We start from the raw sequence: 14801 nt of genomic DNA, 5'->3' as shown, positions 1-14801 counted from the left end.
TCGCGAAGAGGAACGCACGCTTTTCTTATTTTATCCCAATGGAAGCGTTTGAAAACGAAACTTGCCCAATTTTCATATATTTTTCATAACGTTTTTCGATTAATTCATCTTTCGAAATTCCGCTTAATTGTTCAAAAGTTTTCTTAAGCATTAAATCTATATTTTCTGATTGTTTTAAAACATTACGATGCGCTCCGCCTTTTGCCTCTGGAATAATTTCGTCAATTACACCTAATTCTTTCAAATCTAATGCTGTAATTTTCATCGCTTCTGCAGCTTCCTTCGCTTTTCCTGCATCTTTCCAAAGAATTGCCGCCGCACCCTCTGGTGTAATAACAGAATACGTGGAATTTTCCAGCATATGAATGTAATCTCCTACTCCAAGACCTAACGCACCACCGCTACCACCTTCACCGATAACAATACAAATAACAGGTACAGTTAAACCCGCCATTTCAAATAAATTACGGGCAATTGCCTCACTTTGTCCACGTTCTTCAGCTGCTTTACCAGGATAAGCTCCCTTCGTATCGATGAAACAAATAATAGGACGATTAAACTTTTCCGCTTGTTTCATGAGACGCAGTGCTTTTCGATAGCCTTCTGGATGAGGCATCCCAAAATTACGACGAATATTTTCTTTCGTATCTTTTCCGCGTTGGTGCCCAATTACAGTTACAGGCATCCCTTTATATTTCGCAATGCCGCCGACAATCGCTGCATCGTCGCCAAATAGGCGATCTCCATGACATTCAAAAAAATTAGTAAATAAGTGCTCAATATAATCGAGCGTTGTCGGTCTTTCTGCATGACGAGCAATTTGAACACGGTCCCATACTTTCATATTGCCGTATATATCTTCCTCTAATTTTTCTAGCTTGTCTTCCAAAATACGAATCTCCTCACTGAAGTCCATCTGGCTGTTTTTCGTATAGTCTTTCAGTTCACGAATCTTATTTCTTAGCTCAACAACTGGTTTCTCAAATTCTAACTCTGCCATACAGCCATTTCCCCTCCTTGATGAACTTCTAAAATCTTACGGAGCGATTCTCTCATATCATCACGATGCACCACCGCATCTAATTGACCGTGCTCTAGTAAAAATTCTGCCGTTTGGAAATCTTCCGGTAGTTTCTCACGCACTGTTTGTTCAATTACACGTCTACCAGCAAATCCGATAAGTGCACCTGGCTCTGCAAGATTGTAATCACCAAGTGAAGCGAAACTCGCTGAAACCCCGCCCGTCGTCGGGTGAGTCATAACAGAAATAAATAGTCCTCCTGCATTACTATGCTTTTTCAAAGCTACGCTTGTTTTTGCCATTTGCATTAAACTTAATATCCCTTCTTGCATACGGGCACCACCCGACGCAGTAAAGATAATAAATGGAACTTGTAAGTCGTACGCTTTTTCAACTGCACGGGCAATCTTCTCTCCTACAACAGAGCCCATGCTGCCCATTCGAAAACGAGAATCCATTACTGCAACAACAACAAGCATGTCATCAATTGTTCCTTCACCAGTTACAACCGCTTCGTTCAATTCAGTCTTCTTACGATCGCTCTCTAGTTTCTCTTCGTATCCTGGAAACTCGAGTGGATTTAATGAAACCATTTCTTTGTCATACTCACGGAATGACCCTTCGTCCAATATACTATCAAGACGTTCCCATGCATTCATAGGATGATGATATCCACAATTCACACATACTTTTAAATTTTTTAGCAGCTCTTTCGTATACATGATTTTTTTACATTTCGGACATTTTGTCATAACGCCATCCGGTACATCTTTTCGTACTTGTTCTGAAGGTATTGCAGCGTACTTTTTCTTTTTCACGAATAAATCTCTTAGCACAATTTGACCCCCTTCGTTGAGAGCTAAGGTTAGCGCAAGAAGAAAATTGGGCTAACACCAAAGTTTGATGTTAGCCTTATCTTCTCAATCTGTCTAATAACCTCACTCTTTACGTTTAACTTTAACCGCTATGCGGTAGAATGTTTGTCATAACGTGTCATGGTCATTTCGACAAATTTTATACATTACGAGTGAAACTGTATATTCTCTACTAATTCATCGTAAATTTTTAACGCATCATTTTCTTGCTTCTCTTTCAAGGCAGCATAAAGCTTTCTATATATTTCGATAGAATCTCCTGAAATTTCACAAGAAAGCGTTGCAACGTAATCATTTACGATCATCCAAATGCGATAAAGTAAATAATTATCGAATTGTTCAATAAGTGTTTTAAAGAACGTTTGATGAAGCATTGGAATTGAGCTTTCATTTTCTTCAAGCACTTGGTGTAATTTACTTAGCACTTTAGAAAACGTTTCTTTCGGCAAATTACATACAAGTCGAATCATATCTTTCTCAAGCAATCGTTTTGTTTGTAATAAATCACGAATTGTTTTCTCATCTTGCAGCAAGAACGGAGCAATTAATTGTACAAGACCGTTATCGTAAAAGTTTCGAATAAACGTCCCCTCACCACGTCTTGTTTCAATTAACCCTACAAGTTCTAAAGCACGCAATGCTTCTCTTACAGAGGAACGTCCAACGTTTAAGCGTGAACTTAACTCACGCTCAGACGGCAAACGATCCCCCGCTACTAAACCATCCTCTTCCATTATGGAACGGATTTTTTTTACAATTTCGAGATATACTTTTGTATTTGATGATGTCAATGGAAATTCCTCGCTTATTCTTTACCAATCAGCGCTAATTGTTTTGTTTTCTCAGCGACTTCATTTGGATCTACTTGACGGCGAGCTACTCCTGTCTCCATTGCCGCTTTCGCAACGTAAGCCGCTACTTGAGGCGCTACACGCGCGTCAAATGGCGCTGGAATGATATGGTCCGCATTCAACTCATCTTCTGATACAAGCTCTGCAATGGCTTGTACAGCTGCCATCTTCATTTCTTCATTAATTTGTGTCGCATGTACATCAAGTGCACCGCGGAAAATACCAGGGAACGCTAGTACATTATTTACTTGGTTCGGGAAGTCAGAACGACCTGTTCCAACAACAGCTGCGCCCGCTGCTTTTGCCAATTCTGGCATAATTTCTGGAACCGGATTCGCCATTGCAAAAATAATTGCATCGTCATTCATTGTACGAACCATCTCTTCAGTTAATGCACCTGCTGCAGATACACCAATGAATACGTCCGCACCTTGTAAAACGTCAGCTAAAGAACCTTCAATACGATTCTTATTTGTATATTTTGCAACTTCATCTTTCACCGGATTCATACCTGTAGGGCGACCTTCATAGATTGCACCTTTACGGTCACACATAATAACGTCACGTACACCATAGCGATATAAAAGTTTAATGATTGCAATACCCGCTGCACCTGCGCCATTTGCGACAACTTTAATGTCAGACATTTTCTTTCCAACTAATTTCAGCGCGTTTACAAGGCCCGCTACTGTTACGATAGCTGTTCCGTGTTGATCATCATGGAAGATAGGAATATTTGTTTCTTTTTTCAAACGTTCTTCAATAACGAAGCAGTTTGGTGCTGCAATATCTTCTAAGTTTACACCGCCAAAAGTTGGCTCCATTAATTTTACAGTTTCAACAATTTTATCTACATCGTTTGTATTTAAGGCAATCGGGAATGCATCTACACCAGCAAAGCTCTTGAATAATACAGCTTTACCTTCCATTACTGGAAGAGATGCTTCAGGTCCAATGTTACCAAGACCAAGTACAGCCGTTCCATCTGTCACAACTGCTACCATATTTCCCTTCATTGTATATTCATATACCTTACTTTTATCGTCATAAATTTCTTTACAAGGCTCTGCAACCCCTGGAGAATATGCAAGACTTAAATCTTTTGCATTTTCTACTTTTACTTTTGATACAGTTTCTAATTTTCCTTGATGCACTTTATGCATGTGAAGTGCTTCTTCACGAAGTGTTGACAAACTATCCACTCTCCTCAAATTATTCTTGCTGATATCAATTTCTCCAAGTGGTCTGACCACGAACACTACTACTATAATAATCGAAGTGTGGGGAAATTGTCCATTATATTTTCACAACGACGTTTTCGCCGCCGACAATTTCACGAAGTGCTCCTAGACATTCTTCACTCGGATGAATTGATAAACTTCGAGATAATTGTACCATTTTATGTTCCTTTTCATAATAAATTAGTACTTTCGCAAAACCTGAATAGTCAAACAATACTTTTGTAACCTGATTTAAAAGCTTTTTCTCATACTGAGATGGCAATTTCACGTAAACAGATGCGTCTTTCTTTTCTTCATAAGCATCCATTTCCTCTAACGGATAGAGTCCATTTACAATCCATTGCAGCTTATGATTCCTTAGCTCAATCGTACCGTCAACTAAAACAATTGCCCCTTCTTGTAACTTGTCTGAGAAATGTATATACGTCTCCGGGAAAACAACCGCTTCCATTTCATCATTTTGATCACAAAATGTAATAAACGCCATCTTTTGAAACTTTTTCGTACGAATCACTCTCACACTTGTTATATATACAATCGCTCTTTGTACTTTTTTCTTATGTCGCATCGCCTGAGCTAGAGATGGGATTTCTAATTCTTTTCCTAACTTCGCATACTGCGCTGTCGGGTAACTAGATAAATAAAAACCGAGGGCTTCTTTCTCTTTATTTAACTGTTCAATAAAGGGTAGCTCTTCTCCTTGTACATATTTTGATTTTGGAACAGCATCTCCTAAATCACGTGCAAGGTTCGCGTACTCTAGCGCTCCTTTAAGACTTTTCCATAAATTCGTTCTCGAAACACCAAAATCGTCAAAACATCCCGACCAGACAAACGCTTCTAAATTTCGCTCCGTTACAAACTTTGATGGCATACGAAGACAAAACTCAAATAAATCTTCGAACATTTTTCCCTCTCGTTCTTCGAGTAACGCCGTCACTGTAGCCATCCCGATATTTCGAATTGAAAGTAAACTGTAACGTATCGCATTCCCTTCCATTTGGAAGTTATAACCACTTCTCTGAAGAGACGGCGGCAAAACATGAAACCCTTTTCGTTTTGTTTCTCGTATATACTGCACAATCTTATCTTCATTTCCAATTGCACTTGATAATAGTGCTGTCATAAATTCTAGCGTATAATTCGCTTTTAAATAGGCAAGCTGATATCCGATCATACTGTAAGCTACAGCGTGACTTCGGTTAAAACCGTAGTTCGCAAATCTTACAATCAAATCGTAAATTTGTTCTGAAGCTGTCTCATCGTATCCGTTTTTCAAACAACCTTGAACAAAATGCTTACGTTCTTGATCTAAAATATCACGATTCTTTTTACTCACTGCACGGCGCAGTAAATCCGCTTCTCCAAGCGAAAACCCGGCTAACTTCGATGCGATTTGCATAATTTGTTCTTGGTATACAATTACGCCATATGTTCTTTCTAAAATCGGCTTTAAGTCCGGATGTAAATATTCAATTCGTCGTTTTCCATGTTTCGATTCAATAAAGGTTGGAATTTGTTCCATCGGTCCCGGTCTGTATAACGAGTTAACAGCAACTATATCTTCAAATTCATTCGGTTTTAACCCACGAAGTACATTTCGCATACCACCTGATTCAAGCTGGAATACACCTGTTGTATCCCCTCTTCCTAACAATTGAAACGTCTTTTCATCTTGAAGAGGTAAATTTCTTATATCAATGTGTTTCCCCGTTTTTTTCACAATAAACTTTATAATATTTTCAAGTAACGTTAAATTACGTAATCCTAAAAAGTCCATCTTGAGCAACCCAAGCTCTTCTAATGCATCGGCTGGATATTGCGTAACATAAACATCGTTATGCCCTTCTTGAATTGCTACACTTCCTGTTAACGGTTCTTGGCTCATAATAACGCCGGCCGCATGAATAGACGTATGACGCGGTAATCCCTCTACACGTTTTGCAATTTCAAACACACGCTCATGCAAAAGATTCCCTTGTATAAACTCACGGAGTGACTGAGATTCCTCATATGCATCTTTTAATGTTATACCAAGCTTTGATGGGATAAGTTTTGAAAATATGTCAATATCTCTTGGCGGAAGCCCCATTACACGAGCGATGTCCCTAATTGCGGCTTTCGCTGCAAGAGTTCCGAACGTTACAATTTGAGCAACACGAAGCTGACCATATTTATCTTTCACATATCGAATCATCTCATCACGTCTTATATCTGGAAAATCAATATCAATATCTGGAAGTGTCACACGTTCAGGATTTAAAAACCTTTCAAATAGTAAGTCATATTCAATCGGATCGATATCTGTAATCTCCAATACGTAAGAAACGAGTGAACCAGCTGCCGATCCACGTCCTGGTCCTGTTAAAATATGATTTTCATGTGCGTATTTCATAAAGTCCCATACGATGAGGAAATAGTCACTAAATCCCATACTAGAAATCACATCTAATTCATGATTCAAACGCTGTATGTGCACTTCTTTCGGCGTACCATATCGTTTGCGCAAGCCTTCTTCACAAACACGGCGCAAATACGTATCATTCGTCTCATTAGATGGAACAGGAAATTTCGGTAATTGATTTACATGGAAAGGAATTTCTACTCGGCAACGCTCCGCGATTTTTATTGTATTTTGAATCGCTTCCTCAGCATGAGAAAATAGTGCTTCCATTTCATCCGATGACTTTAAATAATATTGATCCGTTTTCATTCTCGGCCTATCTGGATCAGTCATTTTCGTTCCGCCTTCAACAGATAATAAACATTCATGAACAAGTGCATCACTTTGATTAATGTAGCGTACATCATTTGTCGCAACGACTGGAACGTTTACCTTATTAATAAATTCAGGCAGCTTTTCTTGTAAAAGCAGTTCATCTTGAATCGCATGATGCTGCAAACTTATATAAAAATTGCTGAACATATTTTGATACGTATGAGCTACTTCTTCAGCCTGACTCTCTTTGTCTTCTAATAATAACTGTTCAATCTCTCCGTCTTTCCCTGGTGAAATTGCAATTAATCCTTTCGCATAATGAGCGAGCCACTTCTTTGGAATACCCTCTTTTGACTTAGTCATAATGCTGCTAGAAATTTTCAATAAATTTTGATAGCCTATTTCATTCTCAGCAAGTAAGACGAGTGGATAAGACTTTTCTTCTTCTTCACTAAAAATAGAAGCTGTTAAGCCGATAATAGGCTGTATACCATTTTTCTTGCATGCTTTATAAAACGGAATAACTCCATACATAACATTTTCATCTGTAATGGCCAGCGATGAAAATCCAAGCTCTTTCGCCCGAATGACAAGCTCATCAATTTTACAAGCACTTTTTAACAAACTAAAAACGGTTTGACATTGTAAATGCACAAACTTCACTGTTGTACCCTCTCTTTACCTATTTGACTACTTTTATTATAGGTGATGAGGAAAGCGGAAATCAAAACATACTTCTCATACTTTGTCCATATATATGAAGAAGAAAGGGGAATGACGATGGATGTAAGAGAACATACTTTTTTCTCTCTGCTTATTATTAGTTACTTTATTGCCTTTGGAGTTATACTTGGTGGTTCATTAATTGGCGGATTTGGTGCATTTCTCATTGGAAAACCAGCTCTAACTTATATTAATCAATTTGCTCAAAATTTAAGAATCTGGGCACTCGTTGCAGCGATAGGCGGAACGTTCGATACCTTTTATAGCTTTGAAAGAAGCTTCTTTGGCGGAGATATGAAAGATATCGTAAAACAAATTCTCCTTATTTTTTTTGCAACTGGTGGTATGCAAACTGGTCTTATTATTATTAAATGGCTAACGCAGGAACATGTATGAGAGTACCAAGTGCCAATACAGCCAAAAGATGGTACTTAGTTTTAGCAGGTGCTGCTGTTGGAGGCGTTTTGAGCTGGTTTATTTTTTTGTACATATATGGTGTTTTTCAGCAGGAACAAGCTAGTGAAATAGCAGAACAAAGAGAAATTATAGAAAAGCAAGAAGCAAAACTCCACGTCCTTCTCGAAGATCAAGAGAAATTGAATACAGAAAATAAGCGGCTCTTAACAATTCAAGAAATTAAAATAAAAATTATAAATCGTGAAAAATATGATTTAGACAACCTTACACTCGAAAACATGACTACTTCTATCCATAATGATCTCCAGCATCTTTTAACGAAAAACATTCAAAGCATCGCAAAAAATAAAGACCTACTCAAAAAAGTGATCGAAAATAAAACGTACAAACATTACGATCGTATATATCGCTTTAAAGTAGACACAGTCTCTTTTGATACCGTACTAGAAATTAGTATTGTTATTGAGAAAGAAAAATAAAAAATACCTCCTCAAATCTCCATTTAATGATATTTAGATTTAAAAACAAAAAAGGAGGGCTTCAGTGCCCCTCCTTCTCTTTCGTTCGACATACACTTTTTATCTACACAGCTCACGTAAATCAGCAAAAAGACGATCCGCTTCTTCCCAAGAAGATGCTTTTGCACCCGAAGCCATCGGATGTCCTCCACCATTATATTGCATTGCTAATTTATTAATAACTGGTCCTTTTGAACGAAGACGAACACGAATCACATCGCCTTCCTCTAAAAATAGAACCCACGCCTTTAATCCGTCAATATTACCAAGCGCTCCGACAACACCAGATGCTTCAGAAGGAAGTACATCAAACTCTTCTAGTACCTCTTTCGTTAATTTAATATACGCTGCACCTTCTTCTACCATCGTAAAGTTTTGTACAATATAACCGTTTAAACGAGCAATTTTTTCTTTCGTCTTATACATTTCATTGTATAAATCTGTGAATTTAACACCCATGTCAACGAGCTCACTTACGTAACGAAGTGTTTTTGCTGTTGTATTCGGGAATAAGAAACGACCTGTATCACCGACAATACCCGCTAAAATAAGGCGAGCTGCTTCTGTTGTTATCTTTAATCCTTTATCTTTTCCATAACTGTAAAACTCATAAATCATTTCACTTGTAGAACTAGCTGTCGTATCCACCCACGTAATATCTCCGTATGGATCTTCATTCGGATGATGATCAATTTTAATTAACATCTTTCCTTTTGTATAGCGTTGATCGTCAACACGCTCTTGGTTCGCAGTATCACAAACGATAACAAGTGCATTTTCATATACACTATCTTCAATATCATCCATTACTCGTAAAAATGATAAAGACGGTTCATTGTACCCAACCATATAAATATTTTTCTCTGGAAACGATTCTTGTAGAATTGTACCAAGACCGCACTGAGAACCTAATGCATCTGGATCTGGACGTACATGACGATGAATAATAATCGTATCAAACTCTTTAATTGCTCCTAAAATTTGCTCATGCATATGTATAATCTCCTTTTTATTCAACTTCTTCACTTTATCCCCCATTATAACGGAAAATATTTCATACATGCGAACAATTGCTTTATAATAAAAATTAGAAAGTTTAGATATTTCTTTTTCTTTACCATTTTATAAGAAGCGATGGGAGTGTGCATTATGCCAGTATTAGTCTTTTGTATTATCGTCTCATTTATGTTGTATCTTTTCTATAAAACAAAATTCTTTCGTACAAACCGTCCGATGGAGAAAGGGTGGCTCTCCGGAAAATCCGCAATGGCACTCGGCTTATTCGTCCTATTTTTCGGGATAAACCAATTCTTTTTAGAACTTTCAACTGCCCGCATTATTGTTGGTGCTTTATTTATTTTATTTGGCAGCGCGAGTACATTTAATGGATTCCGCCAATATAAACACTTTCTACCATTGGCAGTCAAAGAAGCCGAATCTTATAAAACAACGTAAAAAAGCATCAATATTGTGATGCTTTTTTACGTCCCTTAACTTTCAAAATCATATATGCAACAAACGCGGATGGTATATTAAAGAGGTTACCTTGCACATGAAAATGTAATTGCTCTTCTTCAAAGGACATCTTTTCATATAGTTCTCGCTGTGATAATCCTGTTCGTTTCTTTTTTTCATGCAGTCCTTGTAAATATAAATATTGAATCGGTATCATTACAAGAAAGTAAAATAGTGCGATACCACCAAAAAGGAGTAATTCTGATGACATATGGTATACCACCTTCCGAAAATCCATTATCTTACAATACAATTATAACATAGTATAAAATCAAGTTGAATTAATATTCTGATTTTTAACCGTATAATTACTTCTCCACATATATATCCTGCTACTTCTTTGTCTTCCAGCTAAAACCCTCCCATATCTTTAGCAGCAGCTTCAACACCCAATAAAACAAAATAAAGTTAAAGAAAAACCCTAATGGATTAAACCAGACTTCCCAACCACCATAATAAACAAACGTTTCAGCTGGTACACCAAAATAAAGGAAATCAGGCTCATTTTCTCCTGATATAGGAATAAAGGAACCAATACTTGCGAGAATCAAACTTACAAAATACAACTTCTTTTTAATACCATTCATTCTTCTATGTGTTAACACATGAACAATTATGATACATACGACAACTAAAAAGAAAATTATCCCAGCCATTCAACACCTCCTTATCACTACGACATTTCCTCCACTTTCAAATTCCCGAGTATTTCTACTATGAATATGAAATAATACGCAATTTATTTTCTTTTTTGATTCTATCCTTTCAACAAAAAAAGATGGAACAAATCAAAACGATTTGTTCCATCTTTTTATTTATCGATTAACTGCACCATAAGTAATGCTTTCCCGACAACATTACCTTCATGATGCACTTCCACATCAACCTTACCAAATTTACGGCCAATTTCTAATACTTTCGGATGAACCGATACAACATTATCAATTTGAACCGGCTTTACGAAATAAATTGTTAAGTTCTCAACAATTAAATCGCTCTTCTTCTGCGCACGAATAACACGGTTTGTCGCTTCCGTCACAATTGTTGCGAATACACCGTAAGATAACGTTCCGATTGAATTCGTCATTTGTGGCGTCACTGAAAATTGATACAGATGCTCATTTTTCGCTTCTTTCGGTGTCATAAATTGATTTGTTACAATGTCATCAATTGTTTCGCCAACTTGTGGTTGGCGCTGAATCATTTGCAGCGCCTGAAGTACATCTTGGCGACTAATGATCCCTTGCAATTTATTCCCTTCTTCCACAACAGGAAGTAACTCAATACCTTCCCATACCATCATACGTGCCGCAGCTGCAACAGACATTTTTCCATTTACCGTAATCGGATGCTTTGTCATCACTTTATCAATTGGTGTTTCTTTTACGACACCAATCATATCTTTTGAAGTTACGATACCTAACACCTTTTTATTTTCATCAACAATTGGATAACGTCCATGCATCGTTTCTTCATTATAGGCATGCCATTGCTGTACTGTATCATTTGGCTTTAAATATAACGTTTCTTCAATTGGCGTTAAAATATCTTCAACGAGTACAATTTCTTTCTTAATAAGTTGATCATAAATTGCACGGTTAATTAACGTTGCGACCGTAAATGTATCATAACTACTCGAGATAATTGGAAGCTTTAATTCGTCTGCTAATTTCTTCACATGATCTTCCGTATCAAATCCGCCCGTAATTAACACTGCAGCTCCAGCTTCTAACGCTAATTGATGCGCGTTCGTACGGTTACCGATAATCAGTAAGTTCCCTGCTTCTGTATAGCGCATCATCGCTTCTAATTTCATAGCTCCGATTACGAATTTATTTAATGTTTTATGTAGTCCTTCTCTGCCCCCAAGTACTTGACCATCGACAATGTTAACGACTTCTGCATATGTCAGCTTTTCGATATTTTCTTTCTTCTTTTGTTCAATTCGAATTGTTCCGACACGTTCAATTGTACTAACATACCCTTTATTTTCTGCATCTTTAATTGCACGGTAAGCTGTCCCTTCACTTACACCTAAATCTTTTGCAATTTGCCTCACAGAAATTTTATGCCCTACTGGCAGGCTATTAATATGTTCTAAAATTTGATTATGCTTGGTAGCCAAATGGTTTCACCATACTTTCTTTTCCCTAAATTCTTCATGTGTTGTATTTTCAGTATACTATATTTTCAAAACTGTTACACTCTCTCTTTATATACCTGTACCATTTTTTTTATAACAAAATACTCCTTACATTACACCCGTCGTTCTATTACAACAATGTAATGGTATTGTCATCTCGTTCGATAGTTTGTCCAGACGCTTCAATATACAATTAAGACAAGAAATGAAACAAAGGAGCGGATAAATGATGAGAAAATTTTTAGAGGTTATAGGTGCTGTATTTTTAGCTTTCGTGGATGGAAAAAAAGTTGCGATGGAATTGAATGAAACACCTGAACAGCCACTTCCAAAAAGAAAAGAATCACCAAAACAACCACAAGCTTTCAAAGCTATACTGAACACGTAAAAACCCTTCACTTGTCTTTTCAAATGAAGGGTTTCTTTTTTATAATGTAATACTTTCTCCAGCTTTTAATACTTTCCCTGTACAATTTTGTAGTTTTTCTACAAATTGATATGGATCTTGTTCGATAACTGGGAACGTATTGTAATGCATTGGTACAACTGTTTTCGCACCAATCCATTTTGCAGCTAAAGCAGCGTCTTCTGGTCCCATTGTGAAATTATCGCCAATTGGTAAAAATGCTACATCAATGTTATTCAGTTCCCCAATTAATTTCATATCAGAGAATAGAGCGGTATCTCCTGCATGGTACACAGTTTTTTCGTCCGATGTAAACAAAATACCCGCTGGCATACCTGTATATGTAATCGTCTTATTTTCTTCATCAATATAACTAGAACCGTGGAATGCTTGTGTAAACTTCACTTTGCCGAAGTCAAATTCATGCGAACCACCAATATGCATCGGATGTGTATTTACACCTTGCCAACTTAAAAATGTCGCTAGTTCAAATGGTGCCACAACAACTGCATTATTTTTCTTCGCAAGCTCTACTGTATCTCCGACATGATCACCATGTCCATGCGATAAAAGAATCGCATCAACTTTTACATCTTCAGCCTTTAAATCTGTTTTCGGATTTCCCGTTAAAAATGGATCAATTAAAATAACTTTTCCATTCGTTTCAATCTTTACAACTGAATGCCCGTGATAAGATACTTTCATCATTACATTCCTCCCCTATTCACATTCACACTTTTTATTCTACATGATTTCTTAATTCCCTGTCTTTTCTCACATCTATTTACTTGTCATAACGCTTTCGTCCGATGTAAAGTTATATTTGTAATTAAATATCTCGGGGGTGCCAATCGATGAATGCTAGATTAGAAAATTTAATGCAATGGCTAAAAGAAAAAAACGTAGAAGCTGCGTTCTTAACTTCTACACCAAACGTTTTCTACATGACGAACTTCCATTGTGAACCACATGAAAGACTACTTGGTATGTTTGTGTTCCAAGAAAAAGAACCTATTTTAATTTGTCCTAAAATGGAAGAAGGCCAAGCACGTAACGCTGGCTGGGCACATGAAATTATCGGATTTACTGATACTGACAGACCATGGGATATGATTGCAAAAGCAATTAAAGACCGCGGCATCAATGCAAATGCAGTTGCAATTGAAAAAGAACATTTAAACGTAGAACGTTACGAAGAATTAACAAAATTATTCCCAAATGCAGCTTTCAAATCAGCTGAAGAGAAAGTTCGCGAGCTTCGCTTAATTAAAGACGAAAAAGAACTTTCTATTTTACGCGAAGCAGCTAAAATGGCAGACTATGCTGTTGAAGTGGGTGTAAATGCAATTAAAGAAAATCGCAGCGAGCTAGAAGTATTAGCAATTATTGAGCATGAATTAAAAACAAAAGGCATCCATAAAATGTCATTCGATACGATGGTATTAGCAGGTGCAAACTCTGCTCTTCCACACGGTATTCCAGGTGCCAACAAAATGAAACGCGGCGATTTCGTACTATTTGATTTAGGCGTAATCATTGAAGGTTATTGCTCTGACATTACACGTACAGTAGCATTCGGTGACATTTCTGAAGAACAAACTCGCATTTATAACACTGTACTTGCTGGACAACTACAAGCAGTTGAAGCATGTAAACCAGGTGTTACACTTGGCGCAATCGACAACGCTGCTCGCTCTGTTATCGCAGATGCAGGTTACGGCGACTTCTTCCCACACCGCCTTGGTCACGGACTTGGAATTAGCGTACACGAATATCCAGATGTAAAAGCTGGTAACGAGTCTCCATTAAAAGAGGGTATGGTCTTCACAATCGAGCCAGGTATTTACGTACCAAACGTAGGTGGCGTTCGTATTGAAGATGATATTTATATCACAAAAGACGGATCAGAAATTTTAACGAAGTTCCCGAAAGAATTACAATTTGTGAAATAATAAAAAAGGTAGCGTGATCGCTACCTTTTTTCTATCTTCTCTACTATTTCAAACTTCTCTATAATCATTTTTGCTGGATAGCTTTCTAATATTTGAGAAGACCATACTTTTATTTTATCCCCTGTTTTTAATTGATTATATGCGTCTTTATTCTTAAAACTCAAGACTGTATGTGATGGATGCTCTTTATTCATTTGTTGTTCCATATAATTTTGCAACTCTACTTTTGTTTTAAAAGTTTTATCACTTTCAAAAAATATTGTGCCATTTCTCAATATTACATACCCTTCTTTAGGTTCTTCTTTTACTCCTACTTGCTCTACTGTTTTCGTAGTACACGCTGATAATATGATTAGAAGTACACTTAAAAATATATGAATAGAAATTTTCATATTTCTATTCATTTTTAATCCCTTGCTC

Annotated in this window: 16 protein-coding genes; 5 read left to right on the top strand and 11 right to left on the bottom strand. The window is 37.0% G+C overall.

The window, feature by feature from the left end:
• Positions 1 to 25 precede the first annotated feature (25 nt).
• The 5 genes from accA to dnaE all read right to left on the bottom strand — a co-directional run bounded on the left by accA (position 26) and on the right by dnaE (position 7370).
• Positions 26 to 1000 carry an acetyl-CoA carboxylase carboxyl transferase subunit alpha gene (gene accA / locus BAU23_RS22570; protein WP_000818787.1) on the bottom strand — a complete coding sequence of 325 codons (975 nt, stop codon included), beginning with the start codon at positions 998 to 1000 and terminating at the stop codon, positions 26 to 28.
• The gene (accD, locus tag BAU23_RS22565; protein WP_000942865.1) at positions 988 to 1857 is read right to left on the bottom strand and encodes an acetyl-CoA carboxylase, carboxyltransferase subunit beta; all 870 of its coding nucleotides are present in this window, start codon (positions 1855 to 1857) and stop codon (positions 988 to 990) included. The genes accA and accD overlap by 13 nt, the downstream gene beginning before the upstream one ends.
• A 185-nt stretch (positions 1858 to 2042) precedes the next feature.
• The gene (locus BAU23_RS22560) at positions 2043 to 2687 is read right to left on the bottom strand and encodes a FadR/GntR family transcriptional regulator (RefSeq protein WP_000204454.1); all 645 of its coding nucleotides are present in this window, start codon (positions 2685 to 2687) and stop codon (positions 2043 to 2045) included.
• Positions 2688 to 2701: 14 nt separating this feature from the next.
• Positions 2702 to 3910, bottom strand: coding sequence for an NADP-dependent malic enzyme (gene ystJ, locus BAU23_RS22555; protein WP_165444500.1), 1209 nt, complete (start codon positions 3908 to 3910; stop codon positions 2702 to 2704).
• 133 nt (positions 3911 to 4043) lie between these two features.
• Positions 4044 to 7370: a DNA polymerase III subunit alpha gene (gene dnaE / locus BAU23_RS22550; RefSeq protein ID WP_000673706.1), complete on the bottom strand. Its 3327-nt coding sequence runs from the start codon at positions 7368 to 7370 to the stop codon at positions 4044 to 4046.
• Between the two features lie 42 nt (positions 7371 to 7412).
• On the opposite strand from dnaE, the gene BAU23_RS22545 reads away from it, so the two are divergent.
• Both BAU23_RS22545 and ytrI read left to right on the top strand, forming a co-directional pair.
• Entirely contained in the window at positions 7413 to 7826 is a 414-nt protein-coding gene (locus BAU23_RS22545; RefSeq protein WP_002034291.1) for a YtrH family sporulation protein, read from the top strand.
• Positions 7823 to 8326, top strand: a complete 504-nt coding sequence (gene ytrI, locus BAU23_RS22540) for a sporulation membrane protein YtrI (protein ID WP_001265739.1) — start codon at positions 7823 to 7825, stop codon at positions 8324 to 8326. The genes BAU23_RS22545 and ytrI overlap by 4 nt, the downstream gene beginning before the upstream one ends.
• Before the next feature lie 99 nt (positions 8327 to 8425).
• Here the strand turns inward: ytrI and BAU23_RS22535 are convergent, their stop codons facing one another.
• Complete coding sequence (locus tag BAU23_RS22535) at positions 8426 to 9358, bottom strand: DHH family phosphoesterase (RefSeq protein ID WP_071735180.1); 933 nt, start codon at positions 9356 to 9358, stop codon at positions 8426 to 8428.
• Between the two features lie 156 nt (positions 9359 to 9514).
• Here BAU23_RS22535 and BAU23_RS22530 point away from each other — a divergent pair, with 156 nt between their 5' ends.
• Positions 9515 to 9820, top strand: a complete 306-nt coding sequence (locus BAU23_RS22530) for a YtpI family protein (RefSeq protein ID WP_001144758.1) — start codon at positions 9515 to 9517, stop codon at positions 9818 to 9820.
• A 7-nt stretch (positions 9821 to 9827) separates the two neighbouring features.
• Here BAU23_RS22530 and BAU23_RS22525 read toward each other — a convergent pair whose 3' ends face one another.
• The 3 genes from BAU23_RS22525 to BAU23_RS22515 form a co-directional block, all read right to left on the bottom strand.
• Positions 9828 to 10091: a DUF3949 domain-containing protein gene (locus BAU23_RS22525; RefSeq protein WP_000093645.1), complete on the bottom strand. Its 264-nt coding sequence runs from the start codon at positions 10089 to 10091 to the stop codon at positions 9828 to 9830.
• Positions 10092 to 10212: 121 nt separating this feature from the next.
• Positions 10213 to 10536, bottom strand: a complete 324-nt coding sequence (locus tag BAU23_RS22520) for a hypothetical protein (RefSeq protein ID WP_000907305.1) — start codon at positions 10534 to 10536, stop codon at positions 10213 to 10215.
• A gap of 155 nt (positions 10537 to 10691) precedes the next feature.
• On the bottom strand, positions 10692 to 12005 hold the full coding sequence (locus tag BAU23_RS22515) for a CBS domain-containing protein (protein ID WP_000201570.1): 1314 nt from the start codon (positions 12003 to 12005) through the stop codon (positions 10692 to 10694).
• Between the two features lie 244 nt (positions 12006 to 12249).
• Here BAU23_RS22515 and BAU23_RS30305 point away from each other — a divergent pair, with 244 nt between their 5' ends.
• Positions 12250 to 12411 (top strand): hypothetical protein, encoded by a 162-nt coding sequence (locus BAU23_RS30305; RefSeq protein ID WP_000984674.1) that lies wholly within the window; start codon positions 12250 to 12252, stop codon positions 12409 to 12411.
• 39 nt (positions 12412 to 12450) lie between these two features.
• Here the strand turns inward: BAU23_RS30305 and BAU23_RS22505 are convergent, their stop codons facing one another.
• A complete protein-coding gene (locus BAU23_RS22505; protein ID WP_016130322.1) occupies positions 12451 to 13134 on the bottom strand; it encodes a metal-dependent hydrolase in 684 nt (227 codons plus the stop codon).
• Positions 13135 to 13283: 149 nt separating this feature from the next.
• Between BAU23_RS22505 and pepQ the strand changes: the two genes are divergently transcribed.
• Positions 13284 to 14381, top strand: coding sequence for a Xaa-Pro dipeptidase (gene pepQ / locus BAU23_RS22500; protein WP_016079120.1), 1098 nt, complete (start codon positions 13284 to 13286; stop codon positions 14379 to 14381).
• Positions 14382 to 14401: 20 nt separating this feature from the next.
• Here the strand turns inward: pepQ and BAU23_RS22495 are convergent, their stop codons facing one another.
• A complete protein-coding gene (locus tag BAU23_RS22495) occupies positions 14402 to 14785 on the bottom strand; it encodes a DUF3221 domain-containing protein (RefSeq protein WP_001081408.1) in 384 nt (127 codons plus the stop codon).
• Positions 14786 to 14801 lie beyond the last annotated feature (16 nt).

It is taken from the genome of Bacillus nitratireducens (assembly GCF_001884135.1).
GTDB lineage: Bacteria > Bacillota > Bacilli > Bacillales > Bacillaceae_G > Bacillus_A > Bacillus_A nitratireducens.
This window is presented reverse-complemented; position numbering and strand designations above follow the sequence as displayed.

Bases quoted from the DNA above. Each gene is read 5' to 3' on its own strand.
- accA (WP_000818787.1), bottom strand. From the start codon at position 1,000: ATGGCAGAGTTAGAATTTGAGAAACCAGTTGTTGAGCTAAGAAATAAG.
- ystJ (WP_165444500.1), bottom strand. From the start codon at position 3,910: ATGCATAAAGTGCATCAAGGAAAATTAGAAACTGTATCAAAAGTAAAA.
- ytrI (WP_001265739.1), top strand. From the start codon at position 7,823: ATGAGAGTACCAAGTGCCAATACAGCCAAAAGATGGTACTTAGTTTTA.
- BAU23_RS22535 (WP_071735180.1), bottom strand. From the start codon at position 9,358: ATGCATGAGCAAATTTTAGGAGCAATTAAAGAGTTTGATACGATTATT.
- BAU23_RS22530 (WP_001144758.1), top strand. From the start codon at position 9,515: ATGCCAGTATTAGTCTTTTGTATTATCGTCTCATTTATGTTGTATCTT.
- BAU23_RS22525 (WP_000093645.1), bottom strand. From the start codon at position 10,091: ATGTCATCAGAATTACTCCTTTTTGGTGGTATCGCACTATTTTACTTT.
- BAU23_RS22520 (WP_000907305.1), bottom strand. From the start codon at position 10,536: ATGGCTGGGATAATTTTCTTTTTAGTTGTCGTATGTATCATAATTGTT.
- BAU23_RS30305 (WP_000984674.1), top strand. From the start codon at position 12,250: ATGATGAGAAAATTTTTAGAGGTTATAGGTGCTGTATTTTTAGCTTTC.
- BAU23_RS22505 (WP_016130322.1), bottom strand. From the start codon at position 13,134: ATGAAAGTATCTTATCACGGGCATTCAGTTGTAAAGATTGAAACGAAT.
- pepQ (WP_016079120.1), top strand. From the start codon at position 13,284: ATGAATGCTAGATTAGAAAATTTAATGCAATGGCTAAAAGAAAAAAAC.
- BAU23_RS22495 (WP_001081408.1), bottom strand. From the start codon at position 14,785: ATGAATAGAAATATGAAAATTTCTATTCATATATTTTTAAGTGTACTT.